General features: G+C 69.9%; 24 protein-coding genes. 6 read left to right on the forward strand and 18 right to left on the reverse strand.

The window, feature by feature from the left end:
* Window positions 1–91: 91 nt before the first annotated feature.
* Both ACIQWG_RS18450 and ACIQWG_RS18455 read right to left on the reverse strand, forming a co-directional pair.
* Window positions 92–730: a DUF6230 family protein gene (locus tag ACIQWG_RS18450; protein WP_404096555.1), complete on the reverse strand. Its 639-nt coding sequence runs from the start codon at window positions 728–730 to the stop codon at window positions 92–94.
* Window positions 731–1,384: 654 nt separating this feature from the next.
* A complete protein-coding gene (locus tag ACIQWG_RS18455) occupies window positions 1,385–2,359 on the reverse strand; it encodes a tetratricopeptide repeat protein (protein WP_404096557.1) in 975 nt (324 codons plus the stop codon).
* Between the two features lie 212 nt (window positions 2,360–2,571).
* Here ACIQWG_RS18455 and ACIQWG_RS18460 point away from each other — a divergent pair, with 212 nt between their 5' ends.
* A complete protein-coding gene (locus tag ACIQWG_RS18460) occupies window positions 2,572–3,195 on the forward strand; it encodes a TetR/AcrR family transcriptional regulator (RefSeq protein ID WP_404096560.1) in 624 nt (207 codons plus the stop codon).
* 28 nt (window positions 3,196–3,223) lie between these two features.
* Here the strand turns inward: ACIQWG_RS18460 and ACIQWG_RS18465 are convergent, their stop codons facing one another.
* The 7 genes from ACIQWG_RS18465 to ACIQWG_RS18495 form a co-directional block, all read right to left on the reverse strand.
* Complete coding sequence (locus ACIQWG_RS18465) at window positions 3,224–3,871, reverse strand: hypothetical protein (protein ID WP_404096563.1); 648 nt, start codon at window positions 3,869–3,871, stop codon at window positions 3,224–3,226.
* A 1-nt stretch (window position 3,872) separates the two neighbouring features.
* Window positions 3,873–8,831: a ricin-type beta-trefoil lectin domain protein gene (locus tag ACIQWG_RS18470; RefSeq protein ID WP_404096564.1), complete on the reverse strand. Its 4,959-nt coding sequence runs from the start codon at window positions 8,829–8,831 to the stop codon at window positions 3,873–3,875.
* Between the two features lie 229 nt (window positions 8,832–9,060).
* Window positions 9,061–10,761, reverse strand: a complete 1,701-nt coding sequence (locus ACIQWG_RS18475) for a methylmalonyl-CoA mutase (protein WP_404096567.1) — start codon at window positions 10,759–10,761, stop codon at window positions 9,061–9,063.
* Window positions 10,762–10,913: 152 nt separating this feature from the next.
* The gene (locus tag ACIQWG_RS18480) at window positions 10,914–11,252 is read right to left on the reverse strand and encodes a DUF3817 domain-containing protein (RefSeq protein WP_404096569.1); all 339 of its coding nucleotides are present in this window, start codon (window positions 11,250–11,252) and stop codon (window positions 10,914–10,916) included.
* A 65-nt stretch (window positions 11,253–11,317) separates the two neighbouring features.
* The gene (locus ACIQWG_RS18485; protein WP_404096572.1) at window positions 11,318–11,827 is read right to left on the reverse strand and encodes a MarR family winged helix-turn-helix transcriptional regulator; all 510 of its coding nucleotides are present in this window, start codon (window positions 11,825–11,827) and stop codon (window positions 11,318–11,320) included.
* Between the two features lie 64 nt (window positions 11,828–11,891).
* Window positions 11,892–12,221: an antibiotic biosynthesis monooxygenase family protein gene (locus ACIQWG_RS18490; protein ID WP_404096575.1), complete on the reverse strand. Its 330-nt coding sequence runs from the start codon at window positions 12,219–12,221 to the stop codon at window positions 11,892–11,894.
* Window positions 12,218–13,486 carry a cytochrome P450 gene (locus ACIQWG_RS18495; protein WP_404096578.1) on the reverse strand — a complete coding sequence of 423 codons (1,269 nt, stop codon included), beginning with the start codon at window positions 13,484–13,486 and terminating at the stop codon, window positions 12,218–12,220. Before ACIQWG_RS18495 ends, ACIQWG_RS18490 begins: the two co-directional genes overlap by 4 nt.
* 144 nt (window positions 13,487–13,630) lie before the next feature.
* On the opposite strand from ACIQWG_RS18495, the gene ACIQWG_RS18500 reads away from it, so the two are divergent.
* Window positions 13,631–15,262, forward strand: a complete 1,632-nt coding sequence (locus ACIQWG_RS18500; RefSeq protein WP_404096579.1) for an FAD-dependent oxidoreductase — start codon at window positions 13,631–13,633, stop codon at window positions 15,260–15,262.
* A gap of 37 nt (window positions 15,263–15,299) precedes the next feature.
* Window positions 15,300–16,265 (forward strand): amidohydrolase family protein, encoded by a 966-nt coding sequence (locus ACIQWG_RS18505; protein ID WP_404096582.1) that lies wholly within the window; start codon window positions 15,300–15,302, stop codon window positions 16,263–16,265.
* Window positions 16,266–16,347: 82 nt separating this feature from the next.
* On the opposite strand, the gene ACIQWG_RS18510 is transcribed toward ACIQWG_RS18505, so the two are convergent.
* The 9 genes from ACIQWG_RS18510 to ACIQWG_RS18550 all read right to left on the reverse strand — a co-directional run bounded on the left by ACIQWG_RS18510 (window position 16,348) and on the right by ACIQWG_RS18550 (window position 22,603).
* A complete protein-coding gene (locus tag ACIQWG_RS18510) occupies window positions 16,348–16,671 on the reverse strand; it encodes a TcmI family type II polyketide cyclase (RefSeq protein ID WP_404096584.1) in 324 nt (107 codons plus the stop codon).
* On the reverse strand, window positions 16,656–17,111 hold the full coding sequence (locus ACIQWG_RS18515; RefSeq protein WP_404096586.1) for an SRPBCC family protein: 456 nt from the start codon (window positions 17,109–17,111) through the stop codon (window positions 16,656–16,658). Before ACIQWG_RS18515 ends, ACIQWG_RS18510 begins: the two co-directional genes overlap by 16 nt.
* A 1-nt stretch (window position 17,112) precedes the next feature.
* Complete coding sequence (locus tag ACIQWG_RS18520) at window positions 17,113–17,379, reverse strand: acyl carrier protein (protein WP_404096589.1); 267 nt, start codon at window positions 17,377–17,379, stop codon at window positions 17,113–17,115.
* Between the two features lie 18 nt (window positions 17,380–17,397).
* Entirely contained in the window at window positions 17,398–18,648 is a 1,251-nt protein-coding gene (locus ACIQWG_RS18525; protein WP_404096591.1) for a beta-ketoacyl synthase N-terminal-like domain-containing protein, read from the reverse strand.
* Window positions 18,645–19,916, reverse strand: coding sequence for a beta-ketoacyl-[acyl-carrier-protein] synthase family protein (locus tag ACIQWG_RS18530; RefSeq protein WP_404096594.1), 1,272 nt, complete (start codon window positions 19,914–19,916; stop codon window positions 18,645–18,647). The genes ACIQWG_RS18525 and ACIQWG_RS18530 overlap by 4 nt, the downstream gene beginning before the upstream one ends.
* Complete coding sequence (locus ACIQWG_RS18535) at window positions 19,913–20,377, reverse strand: cupin domain-containing protein (RefSeq protein WP_404096597.1); 465 nt, start codon at window positions 20,375–20,377, stop codon at window positions 19,913–19,915. The genes ACIQWG_RS18530 and ACIQWG_RS18535 overlap by 4 nt, the downstream gene beginning before the upstream one ends.
* Before the next feature lie 42 nt (window positions 20,378–20,419).
* A complete protein-coding gene (locus tag ACIQWG_RS18540) occupies window positions 20,420–21,529 on the reverse strand; it encodes a SchA/CurD-like domain-containing protein (RefSeq protein ID WP_404096599.1) in 1,110 nt (369 codons plus the stop codon).
* A 439-nt stretch (window positions 21,530–21,968) separates the two neighbouring features.
* Window positions 21,969–22,262 (reverse strand): MTH1187 family thiamine-binding protein, encoded by a 294-nt coding sequence (locus tag ACIQWG_RS18545; RefSeq protein ID WP_037771364.1) that lies wholly within the window; start codon window positions 22,260–22,262, stop codon window positions 21,969–21,971.
* Window positions 22,259–22,603 carry a DUF3817 domain-containing protein gene (locus ACIQWG_RS18550; RefSeq protein WP_404096602.1) on the reverse strand — a complete coding sequence of 115 codons (345 nt, stop codon included), beginning with the start codon at window positions 22,601–22,603 and terminating at the stop codon, window positions 22,259–22,261. The genes ACIQWG_RS18545 and ACIQWG_RS18550 overlap by 4 nt, the downstream gene beginning before the upstream one ends.
* 212 nt (window positions 22,604–22,815) lie before the next feature.
* Between ACIQWG_RS18550 and ACIQWG_RS18555 the strand changes: the two genes are divergently transcribed.
* The 3 genes from ACIQWG_RS18555 to ACIQWG_RS18565 are packed head-to-tail and all read left to right on the forward strand — an operon-like array spanning window position 22,816 to window position 24,894.
* On the forward strand, window positions 22,816–23,448 hold the full coding sequence (locus tag ACIQWG_RS18555; protein ID WP_380845175.1) for an AIM24 family protein: 633 nt from the start codon (window positions 22,816–22,818) through the stop codon (window positions 23,446–23,448).
* A 1-nt stretch (window position 23,449) separates the two neighbouring features.
* The gene (locus tag ACIQWG_RS18560; RefSeq protein WP_404096605.1) at window positions 23,450–24,100 is read left to right on the forward strand and encodes an AIM24 family protein; all 651 of its coding nucleotides are present in this window, start codon (window positions 23,450–23,452) and stop codon (window positions 24,098–24,100) included.
* On the forward strand, window positions 24,097–24,894 hold the full coding sequence (locus tag ACIQWG_RS18565) for an AIM24 family protein (protein WP_404096608.1): 798 nt from the start codon (window positions 24,097–24,099) through the stop codon (window positions 24,892–24,894). The genes ACIQWG_RS18560 and ACIQWG_RS18565 overlap by 4 nt, the downstream gene beginning before the upstream one ends.
* The last annotated feature ends 97 nt before the right edge of the window (window positions 24,895–24,991 follow it).

Raw genomic sequence — 24,991 nt, forward strand, 5'->3', positions numbered from 1 at the left:
TGTGTCGCGGCCGTGTGACCACATGTGAAGAAAGCGGGCGGAGTGTGGACGGGCGGGGGCGCCATCGGCTCCCCCGCCCGTCAGAGAGTGCTTAGTAGCACTCCTTGACACCCGTCGACAGCGACATCTTCAGACCGCTGAGCTTGAAGGTTCCGGCGGTGGTCGCCCACGCCGTCTGCTTCACGCCGACCAGCGTGGCCACGTCGGCCTGCTGGGCGAACCCGAAGGGGTTGGCCTGCTCGCCGCCACCCTTCATGCCCGGACCCTTGTTGGCGTCCTTGGCGGCCACACCGATGTCGATGTTCTCGAACGTGGCGTCGGCCTTGAGGTCGGCCACGTCGATGTACAGGTTCTTGGCCTCAACCGGCTTCTTGGGGTCCTCGCCTGCCCGCAGGATCAGGCTGACACTCCCGAGGATCGGGATGTCGGGAGTGACCACGGACTGGCACAGGTTGTTGATCGTCGCGGTCTGGAACCCGGAGACGGCGACGGGGTGAACCGTCTTCTTGCCGGAGAGCGTGTAGCCCTCGTCAAGAGCGCCGTACTGCGAGAAACCGTTACCGACGAGCTTGTCGGTGGTGACCTTGAACGACTGGCCGGAGACACTGAACGACGCGGCGAGAGCGCCCTGCGCGAGGGCGACACCTATCGCAGCCGTGGCGGCGACGCTGGGCACCATGACCACAGCGAACCGCTTCCATCTGGTCCCGCCACGCACCTGGGACTCCATATTTCCTCCTTCTCGGACGTACATCTCCTGACCCTGGCTGCCGCTGTCGGCTCAACCGGGCAGGGATGGGAGAAGTGCTACGTCCTCGGGAAGGAGAGCGCCCGTACTCGCAGGCGCGAATCGCGCCCGAATCACCGGCGATCACCCCCGAGCGACAACCACTGGTCGCGCCTGACACGCATCACGCACAACCCTGCTGGACAGGCTTCGCCGGGTGGGCGAAGACCCCCCTGTCCAAGAGCCGGCGCCACTGCCGCCGGCTCTGCTCGGTGGGGACCCAGGAACTCCCGCGACCCGACCGGCTGTCGGGGTACGGAAACGGACCGAGCGTGGCCGATCGTGGTGCATTCTGGCCGCCCGCACAAGGGGCTTCGTTACTCGGTAGTAACGGCCGGATAACCGAACAACGACCCGTAGGTCTCGGACAGCGACTGAGGGTGGCTCCTGACGACCGGACAAATCCAGGAATCGCCAGACAGAAGCCGACAGAACGACGCCCGCGACTTACCCGCAGTAACTGCGGCCGCGATTACCAAGATTTGGTAAAGCGCGGCCGCATTGGTCCTGTGTCGGCAGATCTTTCACTCGGGCAACACAGCCCCGAGCGTTTAACGACTGGTCAGAACAGGGCCACCGCCCCGCTCGCAAACTCGGTCAGAACAAGGCACGCGCCAGCGCCCTGCGCGCCGCCGCGACCCGCGGATCCTCGGCCCCCACGACCTCGAAGAGCTCCAGCAGCCGAAGCCGTACGGTGTCCCGGTCGTCACCCGCCGTGCGCCGCACGGTGTCGATGAGCCGGCCGAAGGCGTCCTCCACATGCCCGCCCACCAGATCCAGGTCGGCGGCGGCGATCTGCGCCTGCGCGTCGGCCGGCTTCTCGGCTGCCTCCTTGCGCACCTGCTGCGGATCGGCACCCTGCACCCGCTGGAGCAACTCGGCCTGGGCGAGACCCAGTTTGGCCTCGGAGTTCGCCGGGTCCTCGCTGAGCACGTTCTGGTACGCCCGCACGGCACCGGCGAAGTCGCCCGCGTCCAGGGCCTGTACCGCGGCTTCGAGCAGGGCGTCGTACGGACCGGCCGGCACGGTGGGAGCCGCCGGCACACCGCCCGGCTCGGCGTCCGGGTCGACCGTCAGACCGGTCAGGCCGAACCGCTGCTCGGCCACCGCGACGAGCTGCTCCAGCGTCTCGCGGATCTGGGCCTCGCCGGCCGCCCCCTGGAAGAGCGGCAGCGCCTGTCCGGCGACCACGGCGAACACGGCCGGGATCCCCTGCACGCCGAACTGCTGCATCAGCATCTGGTTGGCGTCGACGTCGATCTTGGCGAGGAGGAAGCGGCCGTTGTACTCGACGGCGAGCCGCTCCAGCACCGGGCTGAGCTGCTTGCAGGGCTCGCACCACTCGGCCCAGAAGTCGATGACGACGGGCACCTCGGCGGACCGCTGAAGGACGTCCCGCTCGAAGCCCGCCTCATCCACATCGATGACGAGGTCGGCGGGCGACACGGCGCCTGTTCCGCCCTGTCGCGCGGATTCGGCACGCGCCTGCTCCGCCTTCGCCTTGGCCTCCTGGGCCGCCTTCACCGCGGCGAGGTCGACGACTCCGCTCATGGACATGTTCCGTGGCTGCATGCGTCTATCCTCCCCCGTTCGGCGCGCGCGTGTGAAAAGTGGTCTGAAAGCCGGTCCCGCTCGATGGTGTTCGGCGCCGGGTCCCCACCCCACGCCTGTGGTCGTCGCTTTCGCTACGAGTCGTAGCGTAATGGCAAGACGCCCCTCACCGACACCACCCTCCCGTGATCTCCCTCACGACCGCACAGGAACCGCCCGGATATGGTCAGGGGATGCAGAGCCGCACCGCCGCCACCCGTCCCGGACGCCCGCGCAGCGCCGCCGCTGACGCCGCGATCCTGGCGGCGACGCGGGAGGCGCTGGTCGAACTGGGGTGGTCCAAGCTCACCCTGGGAGACGTGGCCACGCGTGCAGGGGTTGCGAAGACGACCTTGTACCGCCGCTGGCCCGGGAAGAACGAACTGGTCGTGGACGCGGTGGCGGAGCTCTTCGATGAGCTGGAACTCCCCGACTGCGGCTGTCTCGCTGCCGACATCGAGGGCGTGGTACTGCAGTTCGCAGCGATCCTGGCCCGCCCGGAGGCAAGGAACGGGCTGATGGCGGTGGTGGCGGAGTCGACCCGGGACGATGCCCTGAGGGAGCGCATCCGCGCCTCGATCGTCGACCGCCAGAAGCACCTCGTCGTTCAGGGCCGCATCCGGGCGCAGAAGCGCGGCGAGCTTCCTCCGGAAACGGGTCCGGAGGAAGCCGCACGCACCGTGGATCTGATCTTCGACGTGGTGGCCGGTGCGGTGGTCCACCGCACCCTGGTGAGCGCCGAGCCGATCGACGCCACCTGGGCGCAGAGCTTCACCGCGATCCTGCTCAACGGCCTGACAGGATCCACGACAGCTTGACGCCCGTCCGAGCGGCGCGCCCCGTCCGTCAGTCCGTGTCCGGAATTGACTGCAGCGTCCCGTCGTCGACGACGAGCTCGTGGTAGCCGAAGCGCTCACCGAGCTCGTGGTACCGCTGGTACCGCGACTCCGTGACCGGCACCAGGTACGCCTTCAGGACCCGCAGGAAGAGCCGGAACCCGAGGTCGGGATCGACCTTCACGACCACCTGCTCCAGCGCGGCCACCACCTCGGCCCCGCCGGCCAGGACAGCGGCCTCCACGGCCGGCGCGGCCGCGCGGATCTCCTCCAGGACCGCCTCCTTCAGCGGCCCGTCCACCGGAGGTCCCGGCGGCACGGGAGTGAAGGACGGCTCGTCGCGGCGTATCCGTTCGGTGCAGATCCGGGCGATGTCGCCCAGCCAGGCGCGCCCGTCCTGCCGCACGTCGTCCGGGTTGTACGGGAGGCCGACCGCTGCCCGCCGCAGGAGTTCGATCACCCGGGTGGGCACCGGCGACCCCAGCAGACGCAGGGCGTCCTCCAGGAGCGTGGCCGCATAGGCCCTCCCGTCCCCCCAGTCGGCCGCGCCGGCGACGATCTCCTCCGACGTGGCCTCACCGGCCCAAGGGCCGGCGAACCACTTGGTGAGCCCGCTGAGCCCGAAGTCGACCCAGATGTCTTGTCGTCGCACCGTCACCTCACGGCTTCTTACCCTTGGGGTACGCGGTATAGACCATGTAGCCCGGCTTGTGCTTGGACCTCTTCAGCGTGATGGACACGATGTTCTCGGAGGGCCAGCTGTCACCGTTGCGGTGGTGGACGGTGCCGAGGGATGCCGAGTCGTCCAGCTTCACCTCGAACGAGAGGAGGTCCTTCGCGCTTTCGGAGTCCTTCGGCGTCTCCCGCATCCACTTCTCCAGCCGGTCCCGGTTCTTCTTGTTCTGAGTCGGGGACATGCCCGTCAGCCACTTCTTCATCGCGTCGTCCACGGCGGCCTGGGCCGTATCCAGATCCTTCCAGACACCGGTCACACCGGGGTGGGTGTCCGGGTTCTTCTCCCAGTCGCGCTGGGCCTTGTCGCGCGCCTGCTGCGGAGTGGTGTCGACGTGGTCGTCAATCGTGTGGGCGCCGCGGTCATTCTCGTGCAGGCGCAGGTTCATGCAGTTGTGGACGAGGACGTCCCTCGCCGGGGCGCCTGCCGTGCCCACGTAGAAGGTGTGCAGCCCGTCGACCGTCAGGTCGTACACCGTGGTCGGTGCCAGACCTGACCGGTCGCGCAATGCGCTGACGACGCGGGACGCGCCGTCCGGCCCGCGCAGCCGGTCGCCGGTCCGCAAGTCGGCCACGAACGTCCAGCCGCGCCCTGCCAGGTACACCCGGTGCCCGGCCGTGCTGGTCAGGACATTCCCGTCGGCGAAGGATATGTCGACAAGCCGCCGTGTGCCGTGCCGGAACGTGTCCGTGACCGGCCGGGCCGCGTGGGCACCGGTGTCGGGATCCGTCGCGAGGACCATGTCCCCCTCGCGGACCGAGCCGATCGGCCGGCGCGTGCCGTCCGCCATCAGCACCGGCGTGTCCGCCAGGAAGCTGTTGACGCGGCAGCTTGTCAGAGCGTCCTCGACTATGTTGACGCTCTGTTCGAGGCCGGCCAGCGTCTGAGGACTCACGTCCAGGGCCTTCAGCGCCTTGAACGCGTCGGCGACTCCGACCCCGGTCTTCAAGGCGGCGTCGAGCGCGCGGATCGCGTCGGCGACCTTCGTGAACACCTTGCCCGGGATGAAGTTGGACGCGAACCAGGCGCAGCTCGACTTGTCGCCGTGGTAGCAGCGGACGGCGTCGCCCAGGACGATCTCGTACAGGACCGCGCCGAGCGTGTCGCCGAAGAGGGTCTGCCAGCCGATCCGGGTGATCTCGCCCAGGCTGAAGTGGTGGGTCCACTCCCGCTTCTGGTCGCGGAGGGTCTCCGTCTTGAGGAAGACGGTGTCCGCCTTCGGGCAGCCGCTCTCGGTGGCGGGGACCTCGGGGTTGGCGCAGAAGTAGTAGCTGACCGTGATGTCCACGTGCAGCTCGTACGTCACCGTGCAGCCGCCCGGCACGTAGTCGGCGCACTTGTTGAGCTGCTTGGTCGGCCCCGCCTCGGTCATCTTGTCGATGATGTAGAAGACCCCGCCGACACCGGTCCCGGCGCCGTCCTGGACGACCTGGTTGGCCTCCTTGCGCGCGGCCGACTCGGCCGCCTCCTGGGCCGACTCCGCGTACTTCTGGGCGTCCTTGGCCGCTTCCTCGGCCGCGTCGGCCTCGGCGTCGGCGCGGGTCGCTGCCGCTCGGGCGTCCTTCGCCGCCTGCTCGGCCTCGGAGGCGGCCGTACGGGCGGCTTCCGCGTCCAGAGCGGCCTGGTCGGCGGAGGACCGGGCGGCAGTGGCGTAGCCCTCGGCGCGGCCAGCTGCCTTGTCCGCGGCGTCGGCGTCCACCGTGGCCTGACGGTCGTACTCGATGGTGCGGGCCAGTGAAGCCTGCGCGTCCGCCGCGTACTTGGCCGCTTCGGCGGCGTAACCCAGTGCCTCCTTCGCCGACTTACGTGCGTCCGCCGCGAAGCCGGCTGCCTCCGCGGCCAGCGTGTACGCGGCCTTGGCGTCACCGGTCGCCGCGTTCGCGAGGCTCTGCGCCTGCGCCGCGTTCTTCTTGGCGTTGGCGGCGTGCGCCTCGGCCACCGCCTGCTGCTGCTCGGCGATCGTCTTCGACGACTGGCCCGCCAGGACGACCAGGCCCGCGGCCGAGTCGGTGGTGATGTACTGCGAACCGAGCTGGATCGCGTCGTTGGCCGGCGCCGCCACCTGCTGCGCGGCGTTGCCGGCGTCCTCCGCCGCCTGGGCGGTGGTGTAGGCGTGACCGGCCGCTTCGGCCGCTCCCGCGACCGCCTTCACGGCTTCGGCCTTCGCTGCGGCGGCCTCTGCCTTGGCCTTGGCGGCTTCCTTCTCCGCGTCGTCGGCCAGCTTGACCGCGGCGCGGGCGGCGGAGGCGGCTGCCTGGGAGGCCTTGATGGCGTCCGCGGCGGCGCTCGTCGCCGTCTTCACGGCGGCGTCCGCCTTCAGCTTGGCGGCCTGGGCGTCGTCCGCGTCGGACCGGGCCCGCTTGGCGGCGGCCTCCGCGCGCGTGGCGGCGGCGTCCGCGTCGGCCGCGGCCTTGGTCGCCGCGTTCGCCTCGGAGCGAGCCGACGCGGCGGCCGACTCGGCGTCGTCGGCGGCCTTGTCCGCCTCGTCGGCGGCGGCCCGGGATTCCTTGGCGTCGGAAGCCGACTCGTGGGCCTCGGCGTAGGCGTCCTTGGCGTCGGCCTTGGCGCGCGCCGCGTTCGCCTTGCTCTCGGCGTCCCACGCGTCGTCCCGCTTGCCCTTCGCCCGGTCCCGGGCGGCCTCGGCGTCCTGTCGCTTCTGCCGGGCGGTGGACTCGGCCGTCTCGGCGCGGCCCTTGGCCTCGCCCGCCGTCTTCGCGTAGCCCTGCGCGTTCTGCTTGTGCTGGGCGGCCTCGGCCTGCTTCGCGGCGGCGGTCTCCTTCTCCTTCTTGGCGGTGGCCTCCTCCGCCTCCGCCGCGAGCCGCTTGGCGTGCGCGGTGGCGGCCGCGGCCTTCGCGTCCGCCTCCGCCTTCTGCGTCTCGGCCAGCTTGGTCTTGGCGAGGTCACGGGCGGCCTTGGCGTTGTTCGCCTGGAGGGCGGCTGCCTCGGCGGCGGCCTTCGCCTGCGCGCGGGCCTCGTTCGCGGCGGCCGTACGGAACGCCGCCTTCGCCTGGGCTGCCTGCGTCAGCGCGCGGGCCGCGATGGTCTCGCTGTCACTGGCGGAGGCGCGGGTGGCGGCGTACGCCGTGTCACCGGCCTTGGACAGCGCCTCCAACGCGGCTGCCGACGCCTTGGTGACCTGGGCCTTCTGCTGGCCGACGAGGAGCCCACGGCCCCTGGGGGCACCGGCCTTGTCGGCGATGGAGTACGCGGCCTGCGTGGCGGTGTCCGTCGTCGTGGCGGCCGTCTTTGCCGCCGTGAGCTGGGCCTTGATCAGGTCGAGCTGCTTCTTCGACTCGGCCTGGGCCTTGGCGATGTCCGACTTCACGCGGTCGAACTGGGCCTTGGTCGGGTAGTCGAGGTCGTCGGTGCCGTTGTGACCGGAAGGGACGATGTCGAACTTCTGCGGGGTCTTGCCGGTGCAGTCCCACATCCGGCCGTCCTGGCTGTTGGTGTACGTCGCCAGGTCGAGGCAGTTCTTGGTCGCCGGGTTGTACAGGCGGGTGGTGCCGTGCGTGCCGTACTCCCACTTCTGGGAGACACCGTTGGTGCAGGGCATGATCACCACGGCGGTCCCGTTGGTGTTCGCGCCGCCCTTGACGGTCAGGCACTTGCCCGAATTGGGGTTGACCAGGGTGTCGCCGCTGATCTGCCACTTCTGCGCCGCGCCGCCGTTGCAGGTGTAGATCTGCACGGGTGTGCCGTTGTCCTTCTTGCCGCCGGCCACGTCGAGGCACTTGTCGGAGGCGCCATTGGCATGCACGACGAACGGGCTGTCACCGATCCAGCCGGGGCCGCCCGCCGACCAGTAGTCCTGCCAGCGGACCAGGTGGTCGGCCCGCCAGGAGTAGCCCAGCATCTCGCTGAGCGCCTTGGAGCCGGCGGCGAGGGCCTTGGTGGCGGAGCGGTTCGCGGTCAGGATCTGGTTGCGCTGAGTGGCCTGCGCCGCGATCTCCTGCTGCCACTCGGCGGTCGCGGTGGCGACCTCCGTGCCGAGGACCTTGTTCGGGTCGATGGGCGTGCGCCAGGCGCAGGAGGCGAACCGGGCCTTCAGGTCCTCCACCGCGATGCGGTACTCGACGCTGCCCGGTTCGGGCGCGTTACGGGGGAAGCCTCCGGAGGACAGGAAGAGGCGGGCGTTGTCGGCGCCCGTCGGTTCCGGGGACCAGTTCACCAGGTCGTCCCACGCCCGGTGTTCCTCGTACGCCTGGTTCCAGTTGGGCTGCGTCGCGTCGGGGTCGGCGCCGTACAGCGGGGTACCGAGGTCCTTGACCGCCTTGACCGTGGCGTCGTCGGCTCTCGGAGTCGGGTCCTTGTAGAGGTCACCCTCGTTCTTCCAGAACTGCTCCCCGATCCAGTTGGACAGGCCGGTCTGCTGGAAGAAGGTCGGACGGGCGTCCGCGCTGGTCCCCGGCGGCCACTCGAAGTCGGCCTTCGACTGGAAGCCACTGGGTGTGGGCAGACCACTGATCTGGAAGTCCCGGAGGTGGTCGTGAAGAGCCGTCCCCTCCTTGTCGGCGGCGTCCCTGTCCTTCTCGAACGCGACCGCCAGCGGTGTCTGCTCCCAGTACTCCGGGTTCGCCGCCTCGTGCAACTTGTCCGACGGCTGGTTGAGCCCGTCCTGCGCGACGGCGGACGTCGCGGGTCCGCCCATCCGCAGCATCTCGCCCAGCAGGCACTGATCTTTCCGGACCTGCTCGGCGGCCTTGGCGTCGAACCCGTCATAGCTGTCCGCCACGGGCGCGGCGTCGTCCCGGGCGTAGCGGCTCAGCAGATCCGGCTGAACGGCGAGCCCGCCGAGCAGGGCCACGGCGACGCCGGAGGTGAGCAGGGACGCGAGGGGTCCTGGTCTGAAACGAGCATGCGTGAAGAGCCGATGTCTCGGCATGGTGATCCGTCCTCCCCGCGGCGACGGTGTTCCCCCGGTCGCCGATCGACGCGCTCCAGATGACGGGGTGGTCGGCCCCGCCCGGCGCGGAGATCACCATATGCATATGTGTCGGGTGCAGGACAAGGAATTAAGGTGTGGTCCGTGCGCGAAATGTGAAGGCCGGGCCCGGGGAGCAGAAGAACTCCCCAGCCCCGGCCCCGGACCCGGGCCAGCCGTCCCAGGTGGCTCAGAAGCCCGCCGGCTCCGTGTACACCCCCCACTCCTCACGCAGCACGTCGCAGATCTCGCCCAGGGTCGCCTCGGCCCGTACGGCGTCCAGCATCGGCTCGATCATGTTGGTGCCGCCGCGGGCGGCGCTCAGCATGGCGTCCAGCGCGGAGCGCACCGCGGCATCGTCGCGCCCCGTCCTGCGCGCGCCGAGCACCCGCACCTGCTCCCGCTCCACCTCATGGCTGACCCGGAGGATCTCCAGGTCGCCGGTGACGGAGCCGGTGTGCACGTTGACGCCGACGACCCGCTTCTCGCCCTTCTCCAGGGACCGCTGGTACCGGAACGCCGACTCGGCAATCTCACCGGTGAACCAGCCGTCCTCGATCCCGCGCAGGATCCCGGAGGTGATCGGCCCGATCGGGTGCTGCCCGTCCGGGTGCGCGCGCAGCCCGCGCTCCTTGATCTGCTCGAAGATCTTCTCGGCGTCGGCCTCGATCCGGTCGGTCAGCTGCTCGACGAACCACGAACCGCCCAGCGGATCGGCCACATTGGCGACCCCGGTCTCCTCCATGAGGACCTGCTGGGTGCGCAGGGCGATCTCCGCGGCCTGCTCGGAGGGCAGCGCGAGGGTCTCGTCCAGGGCGTTGGTGTGCAGCGAGTTCGTCCCGCCGAGCACGGCCGCCAGCGCCTCCACGGCCGTACGCACCACGTTGTTGTACGGCTGCTGGGCGGTCAGCGAGACCCCGGCGGTCTGGGTGTGGAAGCGCAGCCACTGCGCCTTGTCGGTCTTCGCGCCGTAGACGTCCCGCATCCAGCGGGCCCAGATCCGGCGGGCGGCGCGGAACTTGGCGATCTCCTCGAAGAAGTCGAGGTGCGCGTCGAAGAAGAAGGACAGACCGGGGGCGAAGACGTCCACGTCGAGGCCGCGCGAGAGGCCCAGCTCGACGTACCCGAAGCCGTCCGCGAGCGTGTACGCCAGCTCCTGCGCGGCCGTCGCCCCGGCCTCGCGGATGTGGTAGCCGGAGACGGACAGCGGCTTGTAGGCGGGGATGCCGGCCGCGCAGTACTCCATGAGGTCGCCGATGAGGCGCAGGTGCGGCTCGGGCTGGAAGAGCCACTCCTTCTGGGCGATGTACTCCTTGAAGATGTCGGTCTGGAGCGTGCCGTTGAGGACGCCCGGGTCGACGCCCTGGCGCTCGGCCGCCACCAGGTACATGCAGAAGACGGGAACGGCCGGCCCGCTGATGGTCATGGACGTCGTCACATCGCCCAGCGGGATGTCCTTGAACAGGACCTCCATGTCGGCGGCCGAGTCGATGGCGACCCCGCAGTGCCCGACCTCGCCCAGCGAGCGGGGGTCGTCGGAGTCGCGGCCCATCAGGGTCGGCATGTCGAAGGCGACGGAGAGACCGCCTCCGCCGTTGCCGAGGATCATCTTGTAGCGCTCGTTGGTCTGCTCGGCGTTCCCGAACCCGGCGAACTGCCGGATGGTCCACGTCCGCCCTCGGTAGCCGGTCGGATACAGCCCACGTGTGAAGGGGTACTCCCCGGGCCATCCGATCCGCTCGAAGCCCTCGTAGCCGTCGCCCGGCCGGGGCCCGTACACCGGCTCCACGGGGTCCCCGGAGAGCGTGGTGAAGTCACCGTCACGCTTGCGCGCGGCGTCGTACCGGGCCTGCCAGCGGCGGCGGCCCTCCTCGATGGCGTCAGCGTCCATACCGACAAATTTACTTTGACGTCCTAGTAATTGTCGACGGCTGGCGAAGATTTACTTGGACGTCCTACTAATGCCGTGCCGGTAAGGACGGGAACAACCGCCGCGAAGGTACTCCGCGGCGGCTCCGGTCCAGCCCTGGAAGGGGCCTTCCGTCAGGCCTTCGCGACCGCGGCCGCGTCCTGCTCGACCTGCGCCTCCAGCTCGTGCGTGATCTTGCGCTCCACGAAGAAGGCGGCCGTCGGGATCGTCCCGGCCAGCAGCACCCACAGCTGGCGCTTCACCGGCCACTTCGCCTTGGAGCCCAGGTCGAAGGCGAAGACCAGGTACAGGACGTACAGCCAGCCGTGCGCGATGCCGACCACGCTCGTGAAGCTGTCGGCGCCGTCCATCTTCAGCAGGTACTTGGCGATGACGCCCAGCGTGAGCAGGACGAGGAGGACACCGGTCACGTAGGCCATGACGCGGTAGCGCGTCAGCACGCTCTTCTTCATGCGTACGAGCGTAACCACCCGTTCCGGCAGATCTTGCCCCGGGCCCCCCGCCCCCGGCCGGGGGCTCAGCTCTCCTCGAAGTCCTGCGCGGCCACCCGCAGCGGGCGCAGCATCGCGAAGATCTCCCCGCACTCGTCGGCGTCGTACACCCCGAGCCCGAAGTCCATGGCCATCAGATCGCGGGTGGCCGCCTCGACGACCTCGCGGCCCTTGGCGGTGATGGAGGCGAGGGTGCCGCGTCCGTCGTTGGGGTTGGGGCGCTTGGCCACCAGTCCGGACCTGACCAGCCGGTCGACGGTGTTGGTCACCGAGGTGGGGTGCACCATCAACCGCTCGCCGATCTTGGACATCGGCAGCTCGCCGTCCTTGGAGAAGTTGAGCAGCACCAGCGCCTCGTACCGCGCGAACGTCAGGCCGTACGGCTTGACCACCGAGTCGACCTCGGCGAGCAGGATCTGGTGTGCGCGCATGATCGAGGTGATGGCCGCCATGGACGGCACGTTTCCCCAGCGCTGCTTCCAGAGCTCGTCGGCGCGCGCGATGGGATCGAAGGGAAGACTGAGCGGCTTCGGCACGGAGCCGACCTTACCGGCCGGTCATATGCTGGTCAGCCCCGTCTCGCCCATCGGTCCGCTCGCGCTACTCGCCCTGCCCCGCCTCCCTGATGTGGAAGACCCCGGTCCACCGGTCGTCGTGCAGACAGGCGTTCATCGGCCCGACCAGAACCCGGTGGGCGGAGTCGCTGCGCCAGCGCTCGATCGCCTCCAGGTCCGCCCATTCGCTGGTGAGCAGCCACTGTGCGGGATCGTCCAGGGAGCGGCACAGTTGTTCGCCGAGGTGCCCGGGGAACCGGGCCGCTCCCGCACGGACGTCCCCGTACGACCGTACGAACTCCGCCTCCATCCCCTCACGCACCCGCAGCAGCCGGACCACCCGTACCCGCGCCGGGGCGGAGGCGGGGGCGGTCACGACGGGTCGAGGACGACGGGAAGCTCGGCCAGTCCTCGGAAGGCGGGGAACGGTACGGTCATCCAGCGCGCGTCCTCGGGCGGCTCGGCGAGGGTCACCTGGGGGAAGCGTCCGAAGAGCGAGTTGAGCGCGGTCTGCATCTCCAGCCGGGCCAGCGGGGCGCCGACGCAGTAGTGCGGTCCGTAGCCGAAGGAGAGATGCGTCGCCTGGACGTTCGGGCGCCGGATGTCCAGCTCGGCGGGTGCGTCGAACATCTCCGGGTCGCGGTTGGCGCCGGTGATCGAGATCTGCACGAGCGCGCCCTTGGGGATGAGCGTGTCCCGGAGCACGATGTCTTCCTTGGCGTAGCGGAAGGTGGAGTTCTCCACCGAGCTCTCGAAGCGCAAGACCTCCTCGATGGCCGCGGTCATCGAAGCCGTGTCCCGCAGGGCCAGCGCCTTCTGGTCCGGCCGGCTGAGCAGGTGGTAGACGGCGTTGCCGATCTGGTACGCCGTCGACTTGTGGCCCGCGAACAGCAGCACCCAGGCCGTCGAGACGAGTTCGCCGTCGGTGAGCGAGCCCTCCTGGTCCTTGGCCGTCACGAGGGCGCTGAGCAGACCCGAGTCCGGCTCCGTGCGCTTTCGCGCGCACAGGTCCACGAGGTATTCACGCAGATTGCCCTCGGCGATCTCCAGCTTCTTTCGCGCCTCCGGCCCGAATCCGGTCTGGGCGACGGTGGCGGACCATTCCTGGGCCTGTTTGCGCTCGTTCTCCGGAACGCCGAGAAGTTCGCAGATCACCTGGAGCGGCAGCGGGAAGCAGAACTCCGGGAGGAGATTCACCGGCCCGGATGTCGGGCACCGGTCCAGGAGTTCGTCGGTGATCTGCTGAATGCGCGGCCGCAGGGATTCCACCCTTTTCGGGGTGAAGGTGCTGCCGACGATCCGGCGGAGCCGGGTGTGCTTCGGCGGGTCCGAGAAGAGCATGTTGTCGTCCAGCGCGATCGACGAGTCGCCGAAGATGCGGTGGTAGGCGTCGATGGCGCCGTACATGTCCTTGCTGAGACGGGGGTCGGCCAGCGCGGCACGGGCGTCGTCATAACGCGTGATCAGGTACGTCTGCACACCGTGGGGCGGCGACATCGGGCACACCGGCGCCGACTCCCGGAGCGCGGCGTACACGGGATGCGGGTTGGCGCGGAACTCCCGGCTGCACGAGGACGCGGCGGCCGCGGCCTCCTCGGGCGACATTGCCTCGGATTCCTCGGATGCGAACGCTTGCGTCATGGCTGGTCCCCGGGTCGGCGTGAATTTCCGTGATCAGAGCCACCGTTTCCCGGGCCGTGGGGCGCCGCAAACGGCGCTGCGCCATATGGGTCGGGTCGCCGGACGACGTGTGTGTGGCAGTCCGACTTGGTAAACATCGACGACGTGAGCGGACACGAAGCCGAATCTGTACCAGTCCTCATCGTCGGCGGATCCCTGGTGGGTCTTTCCACGTCGGTTTTCCTGGGGCGCCTCGGAATCGAGCACATGCTCGTGGAACGGCATGCCGCGACATCGACGCACCCGCGTGGCCGGGGCAACAACGTGCGGACGATGGAGATCTACCGGACCGCCGGACTCGAGGGGCGCATCCGGGACGCGGCACGCGTGCTGTCCGGGAACGACGGCATCCTCCAGGTGGACACCCTGATCGGGGAGCAGCGGCGCTGGATCATCGGGGACATCTCCGGCGGCATGGACATCTCCCGGGTGAGCTCCTCCGACTGGTGCCTGTGCAGCCAGAACGACCTCGAACCGGTCCTGCTGGACTACGCCCGTGAGCAGGGTGCCGACATCCGCTTCAGCACGGAGATGCTCTCCTTCACCGAGCACGCGGACGGGGTGACGGCCCGGGTCAGGAACCGGGACACCGGTGAGACCTACAGCGTGAACGCCGAGTACCTGGTGGCCGCCGACGGCCCCCGCAGCCCCATCCGCCATCACCTGGGGATCGGCCAGTCGGGGCCGGGCGAGCTGTTCCACAACGTCAGCGTCACGTTCCGCAGCAGGGCGTTGAAGAACCACGTCGGAGAGAAACGATTCGTCGTCTGCTATGTCACCGACCCCCGGGGCGAGGGCGCCCTGCTGCCGGTGGACAACGAGGAGCGCTGGGTGATCCACGTTCCCTGGTATCCCGACCGCGGTGAGGAGTTGGACGACTTCACCGACCAGCGGCTGACCGCCCACATCCGCGCCGCCGTCGGCGTGGCGGACATCGACGTCGAGATCACCGGCAAGGCGCCCTGGCACGCCTCCAAGCGGGTCGCCGACAGCTACCACGAGGGCCGGGTCTTCCTGGCCGGCGACTCGGCCCACGAGATGCCGCCCACCGGGGCGTTCGGGTCCAACACCGGGATCCAGGACGCCCACAACCTCGCCTGGAAGCTGGCGGCGGTGCTGCGCGGCTGGGCCTGTCCGTCGCTGCTGGACAGCTACGAGCTCGAACGCCGGCCCGTCGCCCTGGCCACCGGCACCCGCGCCTGCGTGCAGGCGGCCGACGAACAGCACCCCGGATTCAGCCCGGCCGCCGGACGCAACAACGACCCGGCCGACCTGATGACCGTGGCCCTCTGCTACCGGTACGCCTCCAACGCCGTGGTGGGTGCCGCTCCCGAACAGCCGATCGTCCCCGACGCCTTCCAGCTCGGCGGCGAGCCGGGCAGCCGGGCGCCGCACATGTGGGTCGTGCGCGGGGACAGCCGGATCTCCACGCTCGACCTCTACGAGCGCTCCTTCGTGCTGCTGGCCGGGTCCGGAGGGCAGAAGTGGCGGGCCGCGGTGGAGAAGGCCGGCGGCAACCTGGGCGTCCCCGTCGAGGCGTACCTCGTGGGCACGGGCCCCGATCACGACCTCGCCCCCGACCAGGACGCCGACTGGGCGGAGCTGCACGGCACGGCCGAGGACGGTGCCGTGCTGGTGCGCCCCGACGGTTTCGTCGCCTGGCGGGCGGACGCCGCGATGCCGGACGCCGACCGTGTCCTGACGAACGTGTTGCAGAGCTTGCTCTGCCGCGACTGAAACCCCGCCGGCCCCCACCCGAACGACGAGGACGCACATGACCCTTGCCGGACGCATCGACGTCCATCACCACTTCACCGCCCCGGCCTGGCTGGACTGGGCCGAGGAACGAGGTGTCGTCAACCGCGAGAAGCTGCCCTGGTGGACGCGCTGGGACCGGGCCGCGGCGCTGGAGGTCATGGACAAGAACGGCATCGCCACCTCCGTGATGACCGTCGCCATGCTCGGGCGGCTGCGGGAGCGCGCCGAGCGTCAGGAGAGCGCGCGCGTGGCCCTGCGGGCGGCGGCCGACGTCGTGGCGTCCGACCCCGCGCGGTTCGCGTTCTTCACCCCGATCTTCCTCGACGACCTGGAGCTGTCGTCGTGGAGCATCGGGTACGGCCTCGACGAGCTCGGTGCCGTCGGGGTGAGCACCCGCACGAGCATGGACGGGATCTTCCTCGGCGACGAGTCGCACGACCGTCTGCTCCAGGAGCTGAACGAGCGGTCCGCGGTGATCAGCACGCACCCCATGGACGTACCGGCCGGCAAGGACGGTGCCCCGGGCCTGCCGGGGATGCCGCCCTTCGTGTGCGACTTCCTGCTGGACACCACCCGGGCCGCCGTCAACCTGATCAGGAACGGCGTCCTGGACCGCTATCCGAACCTCAGCTTCGTCCTGCCGCACGGCGGGGGCTTCCTCCCCTACATGGCCACCCGGCTCGAACTCTTCGGCGGACGGATCGAGCCGCCGATCGAGCCCGGCCGGGTCCGTGACTATCTGCACCGCTTCTACTTCGACACGGCCGGCCCCATGTCCCCCTCGGCCACGCCGACCCTGCTGGCCACGGTGGACCCCGACCGCATCCTCTTCGGCACCGACTGGCCGCCCACGCCCGCGCATGTCATCGCCGACAGCGTGACGCCGGCCCTGGACAGCGACCCGTTCCTCTCCGAGGAGCAACTCCAGGGCATCAACCGGGAGAACGCGCTGCGGCTGATGCCGGGGCTCGCGCGTTCGTAGCGCTCGCCCGCACCAGAAGGCCGCCGCCCGCGCTCGGTCAGCGCGGGCGGCGGCCTTCTTCGGTGAGTCCCGCTGCCAGCGGTCAGTCCCGCTCCCAGCGGTAGAAGCAGTGGGCCATCGCGTCCTTGGGACTCCGCCAGGTCTGCGGGTCGTAGGGGCTGACGAACGTCTCCAGCCTCCGGCTGATGTCGACGAACTCGGGGTGCCCGGCCACCTTGGCGATGGCGGGTCCCGGGTCCTGCTCGGCCTCGATGAAGTGCATGTACACATCGCCGAACTGGAACAGGGAGCGCTGGGTCACCCCGACGAGGTGCGGGAGTTCGCCGCGGTCCGAGTCCGCGAAGACGCCGGCGATGTCCTTGGCGGACTGCGGGGCCATCCTGGCGACGATCAGCGCGTGGTGCATGCCGCCTCCACACGGTCGCGGATGAGGGCCATCTGGATGGGTGAGTTGCGGTTGATGATGTCGGTCATCCCCGCGTCGTCGACCGGGGCGTCGGGCTTCATGGCGAAGTCCTGCGTCCAGTGCATCCGGGTGCCGGCCGGGGTCTCCTCGTACTCCCAGACGATGTTCATGTACTCGAAGGGGCCGGTCTCGACCCGGCGGGCGCGCACGATCAGCTTCTCGCGGTCGGCGACCCGTTCCGAGACCCAGCTCCACACCTTGCCGTTCTCGTCGGGGTGCATGGTCAGCCGGAAGGTGACCGTGTCGCCCTCGCGGGAGAGCACGTCGCAGGAGGCGTACTCGCTGAACAGCTGGGGCCAGCGCTCCAGGTCGTTCGTCATGTCCCAGACGAGGTCGACGGGGGCGGCGATGGTGATCTCGTTCTCGGTGTGTCCGGCCATGTCAGGCTCCCGTCATGAATGCGCCGTTGACCAGGTCGAGGAAGGCGCGGGGGCTCTTGCAGCGCTCCGCGTCGGTGGGCAGCGCCAGACTGTGCCGGTTCTCCAGCTCACCGACGATGCCGAGGAGGCCGAGCGAGTCCAGTCCGAACTCGGCGAAGGGGGCGTCCGCACGGTCTTCGAGCTCCCGCGGGTCGACGGTCACGCCGGCGGCCTTCTTCATCAGCGCGGCCAGTTCCTCGAAGGTCAGTTGGGTCACTTCGGTGGTCATGAGGTTCTCCTTGTCTTTCTAGGCGGCGGTCGCGGGGCCTCGACGCAGGACCAGCGCCGCGTTGGAGCCCATGAGTCCCCGGCTGAGGACCAGGGCCGTGCGCAGCTCGGCCGGGCGCGCCGTGGCGGTCACCAGGTCGATGTCGTGGCAGATGTCGAAGACGCCCGGCGTCGGCGGGATCTGCCCGTGCTCCATGGCCTGCACCGCGGCCACGATGTCCAGCAGGGGCGCCCCGCAGTACGACCGCCCGATGCCGGCCTTCGGCGCGGTGACCGGCACCCGGGTGCCGTGCCGGCCGAGGGCGTCGGCGAGGGCGAGTGCCTCGGCGCGGTCCGCCTCGGGGACGCCCATCGCGTCGGCGAAGACCACGTCGATCTCCTCCGGTGCGCATCCGGCCTCGTCGAGGGCGCCGCGCACGGCCTGCGCGAGCCCCTCCCGCGAGCGGTCCCAGCGCGAGGCGCCGGTGAAGGTGGCCGCGTGTCCGGCGACCGTGGCGCGGATGGCCGTGTCCCGGCGCCGGGCCCGGTCCAGGTCCTCCACGATCAGCACGGCACCGCCCTCGGCGGGCACGAAGCCGCAGGCCGCCGAGGTGAACGGGCGGTAGGCGCGGGCCGGGTCCGCCTCGGTGCTGAGTTCGGGGTAGCCGAGCTGGCAGACGCCCGAGTACGGGGCGAGCGGTGCCTCGGCCGCGCCGACCACGACCACGTCGGTCCCTCGGTGCACGGCGCGGGCGGCGTGCGCGACGGCGTCCAGGCCGCCCGCCTCGTCGCTGGCCACCACCCCGCAGGGGCCCTTGAAGCCCTTGCGTATGGAGATCTGGCCGGTGCTGGCCGCGTAGAACCAGGCGATGGACTGGTAGGGCCCGACGAACCGGGAGCCCTGACCCCACAGCTTCTGGAGCTCGCGCTGGCCGAACTCACCGCCGCCGGACCCGGCCGCGGTGACGACTCCGACGGAGTACGGCGCCTCGGCCCAGGCGGACCTGCTCAGCCCCGCGTCCGCCAGGGCGGCGTCGGCGGCCGCCAGCGCGAAGTGGGTGAACTTGTCGGTCTGGACGAGGAAGGTCTCCTCGATCAGCGCCGACGGGTCGAAGCCGCGGACCTCGCCCGCGACGCGGAGCGGCAGGTGTTCGCAGCCCTCGCGGGTGACCCGGTCGAGGACGCTCGCGCCCTCCCTCACGTTCTTCCAATAGGTGTCGGCGTCCAGGCCGTTGGGGGCGACCACACCGATGCCTGTGACGGCGGTCTGCCGGGATCGTGGACCACTCATCGTCGTCTCCTCCCACCGGGTCCTGTCAGGAGCACCGCGGACTGGAACCCGCCGAAGCCGCTGCCCACGGAGAGCACGTTGTCGAGCCGGCGGGTGCGTGCGGTGCGCGGGACGTAGTCCAGGTCGCACTCGGGGTCCGGGGTCTCGTAGTTCGCCGTCGGCGGCACCACCTGCCGGGCCAGCGCGAGCACACAGGCGACCACCTCGATGGCGCCGATCGCCCCGAGCGAGTGGCCCACCATGGATTTGATGGAGCTCATGGGGGTGTCGTAGGCGTGCGAGCCCAGCGACTTCTTGACGGCGGCGGTCTCGTGCCGGTCGTTCTGCCGGGTGCCCGAGCCGTGCGCGTTGACGTAGTCGATCTCGGTGGGGTCCACGCGCGCGTGAGAGAGGGCGTCGTCGATGGCGCGTGCCATCTCCAGGCCCTCACTGGTCAGACCGGTCATGTGGTAGGCGTTGCCGAAGGTGGCGTAGCCGCTGATCTCGCAGTAGATGTGCGCGCCGCGCGCGCGGGCGTGCTCCAGCTCCTCCAGGACGAGGACGGCGGCGCCCTCGCCCATCACGAAGCCGTCCCGTCGGGCGTCGAAGGGGCGGGAGGCGTGCTCCGGGTCGTCGTTGTTGGGCGACGTGGCCTTGATGGCGTCGAAGCAGGCCATGGTGATCGGGGAGATCGGGGAGTCCGAGGCCCCGGCGAGACAGACGTCGGCGCGGCCCTCCTCGATGGTGTGGAAGGCGTAGCCCACTGCGTCGAGGCCGGAGGTGCAGCCGGTGGAGACGGTCTGCACCGGGCCCTGGGCGCCGAAGCGTTCGGCCACGTCGGCCGCGAGCGTGCTGGGCGAGAACGCCCGGTGCAGCTGGGGCTCGGCGGCGTGCGGGTCGACGTCCCAGCGACTGCCGCGTTCGCTGACGAGGACGTAGTCCTGCTCCAGCCGGGTCGTGCCGCCCACCGCGCTGCCCAGGGACACGGCGACCCGCCAGGGGTCCTCGGCGGCGAAGTCGACACCGCTGTCGGTCACCGCCTCCTCGGCGGCGACCAGGGCGAACTGTATGTACCGGTCGGCGCGTTCGACGACCTCGATGTCCAGGCCGTGCGCGAGGGGTTCGAAGTCGCACTCGGCGGCTATCCGGGAGCGCAGGCCCTCGGGGTCGAACAGGGTGATGCCGCGGGTCGCCGTACGGCCGTTGGACAGCAGGTCCCAGAACGCCGGGACCCCGATCCCGCCCGGGGCGACCACGCCTATGCCGGTGACCGCCACGCGCCGGGTCATGAGAGCACCCCTGGACGTTCCGGTCGCGCGCCCTCCTCCTGGACCAGCGGGTACGGCTTGACGTCGTCGCTGATCTCCGGGGCCTCGGTGTCGACGTGGCCGAGGCTCGGCTTGGGCGCCAGCGGGCTCAGGTGGAAGATCATCCGGGCCTCCTCGTCACCGACGTTGCGGAAGCGGTGCCGCATGTCGATGGGGATCATGAGGCCCTGGTCAGCGCGGAGAGGAAACGTTTCGCCATCCAGGTCGACCTCCAGCCGGCCCTCGACGACGTAGATGAACTCCTCGGAGTACGGGTGGTAGTGCTCGCTGATGCGTTCGCCGGGCCGCATGATGGCCAGGCCCATGAAGCCGCTGGTCGCGCCCACCGTGACAGGGGTGAGCAGGGTGCGCAGGTCGCCGCCGCGCTTGCGGTTGGGCTCGATCTCGTTGACGTCCACGACGCGCGGGCGCATCTTGTCCATGGTTCTGTCTCCAGGTCGGTCGGTGAGGTGGTGCCTGCGCCGTCAGGACTGCGCAGCCCTGCGGTCGGTGATCAGCGTCATGCCGGCGTGCGCCAGGAGGCGGTGGGCGTCCCGTTCGCCGGCGAGCCGGCCCATGACGCCGAGCGCGGCTCCGTCGAGCAGCCGGGCCAGGACGCCGGCCTTCCGCGGGCCGTGGATGCCGAGCGCCATGACCGGGTCGGTCTCCGGATCGCCCTGCACGTCGATGAGGCGGACGACGATGTCCTCGCGCTGGAAGACGGTGCTGCGGTGCACCGGGGACGCGGGGTCGGCCGCGGCGGCCTCGTCCTGTCGGGCGAGATACCGGGCCAGTGCCATCCCGCAGCCCTCCTTGGCCGGGTAGTGGAGGGCGTGCCGCCTGATGTCCGACGGCTCCGGGCCGCCGCGCGCCACGTGGTGGACGGGCGGCATGGCGGCACGGATGAAGAAGGTCCGCGCGGACTCGGGGTCGGCGAGGTCGCGGTCCTGCTCCAGGTACGGGTTGATGGCCTCCTCGACGGCCCGCACCTCGGGCTGGCGGGAGACGTGGCGCAGGGCCGCCATCAGGTCGCCCTCCACCTCGACGGTGCGCACGACCCGGTTGCCGTGCATGAACAGGGTGGTGCGGCGCAGCCGCGTGGTGTCGTCGACGCGGGCCTCGGGCGGGGCGTAGCCGGCCAGGATCTCGGCGACCTTGGACTCGGAGCCGGGCTTCACGGTGAAGGTCAGGGCGTGGCGGATCACGCCGTCGCCCACCCGTGCCGCCGACTGGAGCGCGCCGGTCCTGGGGCCCTCGCCGCCGGTCTCGCGGACGATGCCGTACCGCATCGAACGCAGCTCACGGACGCAGTTCTGCAACGGCCGGACCGTCTCCAGATGATCCTCGCTGTTCACCCAGGCGAGGTACGGCGGGGCGGTGGCCCATTCGCTCGTGATGACCCACTGGGAGGGGTTCTCCACGGACTGGCACAACTGGTCACCGAGGTGACCGGGGACCGAGGCGACTCGGTCGCGCATCTGCTCGTAGGCGTCCAGGAACTGTTGCTGCGCGCCTTCATGTAGGTCGACGAGCAGGAGGACGCGCATCCTGGAGCCGTCGAACGCCGACTGCGACGTGTAGGGCGAAGTGGTCATCCTTCGGACCCTTCCTTCGCGGGAGCAAGCGGCGGCCGTCCCTGTCCACCAGCGCGAACGCGGGTTTCGGCCCTGAGCCTTCATCGTGGGTCAGGGCCCTGGGCTCCGCGAGCCACGCGGGCCAATTGAGGGAACTGCCCGCCGGGCACGCCGGAATGCGTTCGCGTCAGCACAGCCCGAGGACGCGAAAGGCGCCCTCGCATTCGAGGGCGCCTTCGAACTACCCGCTCCGCACGGGGACTTGCACGTAGGCCTAGGGCCTGTCGTTTGGATCAGGCCGGCTGAGAGGGACTGCGCCTGTCGGCCGAGCCGAGCGGGGTCTGGTGCGTGCAGCTGCAAGGCGGAGGAGGGAGTCGACGCGGAGCGTCGGCGAGTGACGACAACGCGGCAGATGTGCGTGCCAGACCCCGCGACGCCGGCATGATCCAAACGACAGGCCCTAGTCGGCCAGATGCCGCTCCACCGTCTCCACCTTGGAGGTCAGGCCGTCCGTCACTCCGGGACGGATGTCCGCCTTGAGCACCAGCGACACCCGCGGTGCCCGTGCCTCCACGGCGGCGACGGCGCGCCGGACGACGTCCATGACCTCGTCCCACTCGCCCTCGATCGAGGTGAACATGGCGTCGGTGCGGTGGGGCAGACCCGATTCGCGGACCACGCGGACGGCGTCGGCGACGTACTCCCCCACGTCCTCGCCCACGCCGAGCGGCGTCACGGAAAACGCGACGATCATGCGCCCACGATTCCTTCCTTGCGGGCGCGGGAGGCGATGACCGCGTCCTCCGCCTCACGCTTGAGCTTGCGCTCGGCGAAGAAGCCGCCGGTGGGCAGGACGGAGAGGACGAAGTAGAGCGCGGCGGTCTTCAGCGGCCACTTGGCGCGGTTCCAGGCGTCCGCCCAGAAGATCACGTACAGGATGAAGAGCACGCCGTGGACCATGCCCATCACGGGCACCCCGTTGAAGTCCGTGGTCCGGCTCAGCACCGAGCAGAGCAGCAGGATCAGGAACGACGCCGCCTCGGGGGCCGAGACGAGACGGAGGCGGCGGAGGGCGGTGGCGGTCTTGATGTCCACGGGTCACCTTCGGTGGGTTCGGGGGGAGAGACGGCGGCCGGCCCGGATCAGCTTGTGAACACAAGCACAAACGCCTCGCCCATTGTGGCAAACGCCGGGGGGTGGTCGGGGCCCGGGGTCGGCGTGGTTGCCCTAAGGGTGTCGTCAGGGGTGAAGTCCACCTACGGGATCTGTCGGCGGCAGGCCCCGGCGGCTACCTTCGCTGCGTGGCGATGTTCCGACTTCAGGGCAGCAAGGTGCTCGCCGTCGACATGACCGGAGACGCCGTGAAGGCGAAGAACGGCTCGATGGTCGCGTACGACGGGCAGATGGCCTTCAAGAAGATGAGCGGCGGCGGTGAGGGCATCCGGGGGATGGTGACCCGGCGCCTGACCGGCGAGCAGATGACGGTGATGGAGGTGAAGGGGCACGGGACGTGCTGGTTCGCCGACCGCGCCTCCGAGATCAACCTCGTGAACCTCCAGGGCGACAAGCTCTACGTCGAGTCGAGCAATCTGCTCGCGACCGACGCGGGGCTGCGGACCGGCACGTCCTTCACGGGCCTGCGCGGCGCCTCGCAGGGCAACGGCCTGTTCACGACGACCGTCGAGGGGCACGGCCAGGCGGCGATCATGTCGGACGGGCCGGCCGTGGTGCTGCGGGTCAGCGCGCAGTATCCGCTGACGGTCGACCCGGGGGCGTATGTGGCGCACCAGGGGAACCTGCGGCAGTCCTTCCAGTCCGGTGTGACGTTCCGCACTCTCATGGGCGAGGGCGGCGGCGAGGCCTTCCAGATCCGGTTCGAGGGGGACGGCCTGGTGTACGTACAGCCGAGCGAGCGGAACACGATCGCGGGGGACGTGTGACATGACCTTCCGCGAGATCAACTCCAAGATGGTCGAGGCGACCGTCACGCCCGGCGCCAAGCTGTTCAGTCAGCGCGGGGCCATGCTGGCCTACCAGGGCGAGGTGTCCTTCACTCCGAACATGGCCGGCGGCCAGGGCGGGATCATGTCGATGATCGGGCGCCGGGTGGCGAACGAGGACACCCCGCTGATGACGGTCGAGGGCAGCGGCACCGTGCTCTTCGGGCACGGCGGCCACCACATCCAGGTGATCCGCCTCACCGGCGACACCCTGTGCGTCGAGGCCGACCGCCTGCTCGCCTTCGAGGGCACCCTCCAGCAGGGCACGATGTTCCTCGGTTCGCAGGGCGGGGTCATGGGCATGGTCCGTGGCCAGATCAGCGGCCAGGGGCTGTTCACGACCACCCTCAAGGGGCACGGGGCCGTGGCGGTCATGGCCCACGGCGGCGTCTTCGAGATCCCGATCACCCCGCAGCGCCCCGTCCATGTCGACCCCCAGGCCTACGTCGCCCACCACGGTGACGTACGCAACAAGCTGTCCACCGCGCTCGGCTGGCGCGACATGGTGGGCCGCGGCTCCGGCGAGGCCTTCCAGCTGGAGCTCAGCGGCAGCGGTGCCGTCTACGTCCAGGCGTCGGAGGAGAAGCTGTGAGCCACTACCCGGGCGCGGGTCCCGCCGTGTACGACCCCATGACGCTGCCCTCCGACGACAACGTGAACGCCTACACCTTCTGCGTGGAGCTCAAGGGGAGCCAGTGGTTCCTCCAGAAGGGGAAGATGATCGCCTACTACGGCCAGATGGACTTCAACGGCATCGGGCACGGGCGACTCGACCGACTTGTCCGTACGTCCTTCCATTCGCCTCTGCACGCGAGCGACTGGGTCGTCGCGGAGGGCTCGGGCAAGATGCTGCTGGCAGACCGGGCATTCGACGTGAACTCGTACGACCTGGAAAACGGCAACCTGACCATTCGCTCCGGCAACCTGCTCGCTTTTCAGCCAAGTCTTGCCCTCAAGCAGTCGATCGTGCCGGGTTTTCTGACCCTGATCGGAACCGGAAAGTTCGTGGCCGCATCTAACGGTCCGGTGGTGTTCATGGAACCCCCGATCCGGGTGGACCCGCAGGCACTCGTCGGCTGGGCCGACTGCCCCTCCCCGTGCCACCACTACGACCATGGCTACATGACCGGCGTGATGGGCGGTCTACGTGCACTGACGGGCCTCGGCGGGGCCTCCGGAGAGGAGCACCAGTTCGAGTTCGTCGGAGCCGGTACCGTCCTGCTCCAGTCGACCGAGACCCTCATGGCCGAGCAGGTCACGGGGGCGGTTCCGCCGGACGCCGGAGTGCCTGGTTCCGGGGGGTCACACACAGGGCCTTCACAACAAGCCGGGGTACCGCGCCTTCCCGGACAGCTGGGAGACCTCCAGCGTCGCTTCGGGCTGTGAGCGGTAGTCTGCGGAGTGTGACATCGAACGTGTGAGCACACAGGATTCACACGGGCGTGTCACATAATCCCTCACTAGTTCGCCTTTCAACTTCTTA

Source organism: Streptomyces sp. NPDC098781 (assembly GCF_044759995.1).
Lineage (GTDB): Bacteria > Actinomycetota > Actinomycetes > Streptomycetales > Streptomycetaceae > Streptomyces.

Bases quoted from the DNA above. Each gene is read 5' to 3' on its own strand.
- ACIQWG_RS18450 (WP_404096555.1), bottom strand. From the start codon at position 730: ATGGAGTCCCAGGTGCGTGGCGGGACCAGATGGAAGCGGTTCGCTGTG.
- ACIQWG_RS18455 (WP_404096557.1), bottom strand. From the start codon at position 2,359: ATGCAGCCACGGAACATGTCCATGAGCGGAGTCGTCGACCTCGCCGCG.
- ACIQWG_RS18460 (WP_404096560.1), top strand. From the start codon at position 2,572: ATGCAGAGCCGCACCGCCGCCACCCGTCCCGGACGCCCGCGCAGCGCC.
- ACIQWG_RS18470 (WP_404096564.1), bottom strand. From the start codon at position 8,831: ATGCCGAGACATCGGCTCTTCACGCATGCTCGTTTCAGACCAGGACCC.
- ACIQWG_RS18475 (WP_404096567.1), bottom strand. From the start codon at position 10,761: ATGGACGCTGACGCCATCGAGGAGGGCCGCCGCCGCTGGCAGGCCCGG.
- ACIQWG_RS18480 (WP_404096569.1), bottom strand. From the start codon at position 11,252: ATGAAGAAGAGCGTGCTGACGCGCTACCGCGTCATGGCCTACGTGACC.
- ACIQWG_RS18495 (WP_404096578.1), bottom strand. From the start codon at position 13,486: ATGACGCAAGCGTTCGCATCCGAGGAATCCGAGGCAATGTCGCCCGAG.
- ACIQWG_RS18505 (WP_404096582.1), top strand. From the start codon at position 15,300: ATGACCCTTGCCGGACGCATCGACGTCCATCACCACTTCACCGCCCCG.
- ACIQWG_RS18510 (WP_404096584.1), bottom strand. From the start codon at position 16,671: ATGCACCACGCGCTGATCGTCGCCAGGATGGCCCCGCAGTCCGCCAAG.
- ACIQWG_RS18515 (WP_404096586.1), bottom strand. From the start codon at position 17,111: ATGGCCGGACACACCGAGAACGAGATCACCATCGCCGCCCCCGTCGAC.
- ACIQWG_RS18520 (WP_404096589.1), bottom strand. From the start codon at position 17,379: ATGACCACCGAAGTGACCCAACTGACCTTCGAGGAACTGGCCGCGCTG.
- ACIQWG_RS18525 (WP_404096591.1), bottom strand. From the start codon at position 18,648: ATGAGTGGTCCACGATCCCGGCAGACCGCCGTCACAGGCATCGGTGTG.
- ACIQWG_RS18530 (WP_404096594.1), bottom strand. From the start codon at position 19,916: ATGACCCGGCGCGTGGCGGTCACCGGCATAGGCGTGGTCGCCCCGGGC.
- ACIQWG_RS18535 (WP_404096597.1), bottom strand. From the start codon at position 20,377: ATGGACAAGATGCGCCCGCGCGTCGTGGACGTCAACGAGATCGAGCCC.
- ACIQWG_RS18540 (WP_404096599.1), bottom strand. From the start codon at position 21,529: ATGACCACTTCGCCCTACACGTCGCAGTCGGCGTTCGACGGCTCCAGG.
- ACIQWG_RS18545 (WP_037771364.1), bottom strand. From the start codon at position 22,262: ATGATCGTCGCGTTTTCCGTGACGCCGCTCGGCGTGGGCGAGGACGTG.
- ACIQWG_RS18555 (WP_380845175.1), top strand. From the start codon at position 22,816: ATGTTCCGACTTCAGGGCAGCAAGGTGCTCGCCGTCGACATGACCGGA.
- ACIQWG_RS18560 (WP_404096605.1), top strand. From the start codon at position 23,450: ATGACCTTCCGCGAGATCAACTCCAAGATGGTCGAGGCGACCGTCACG.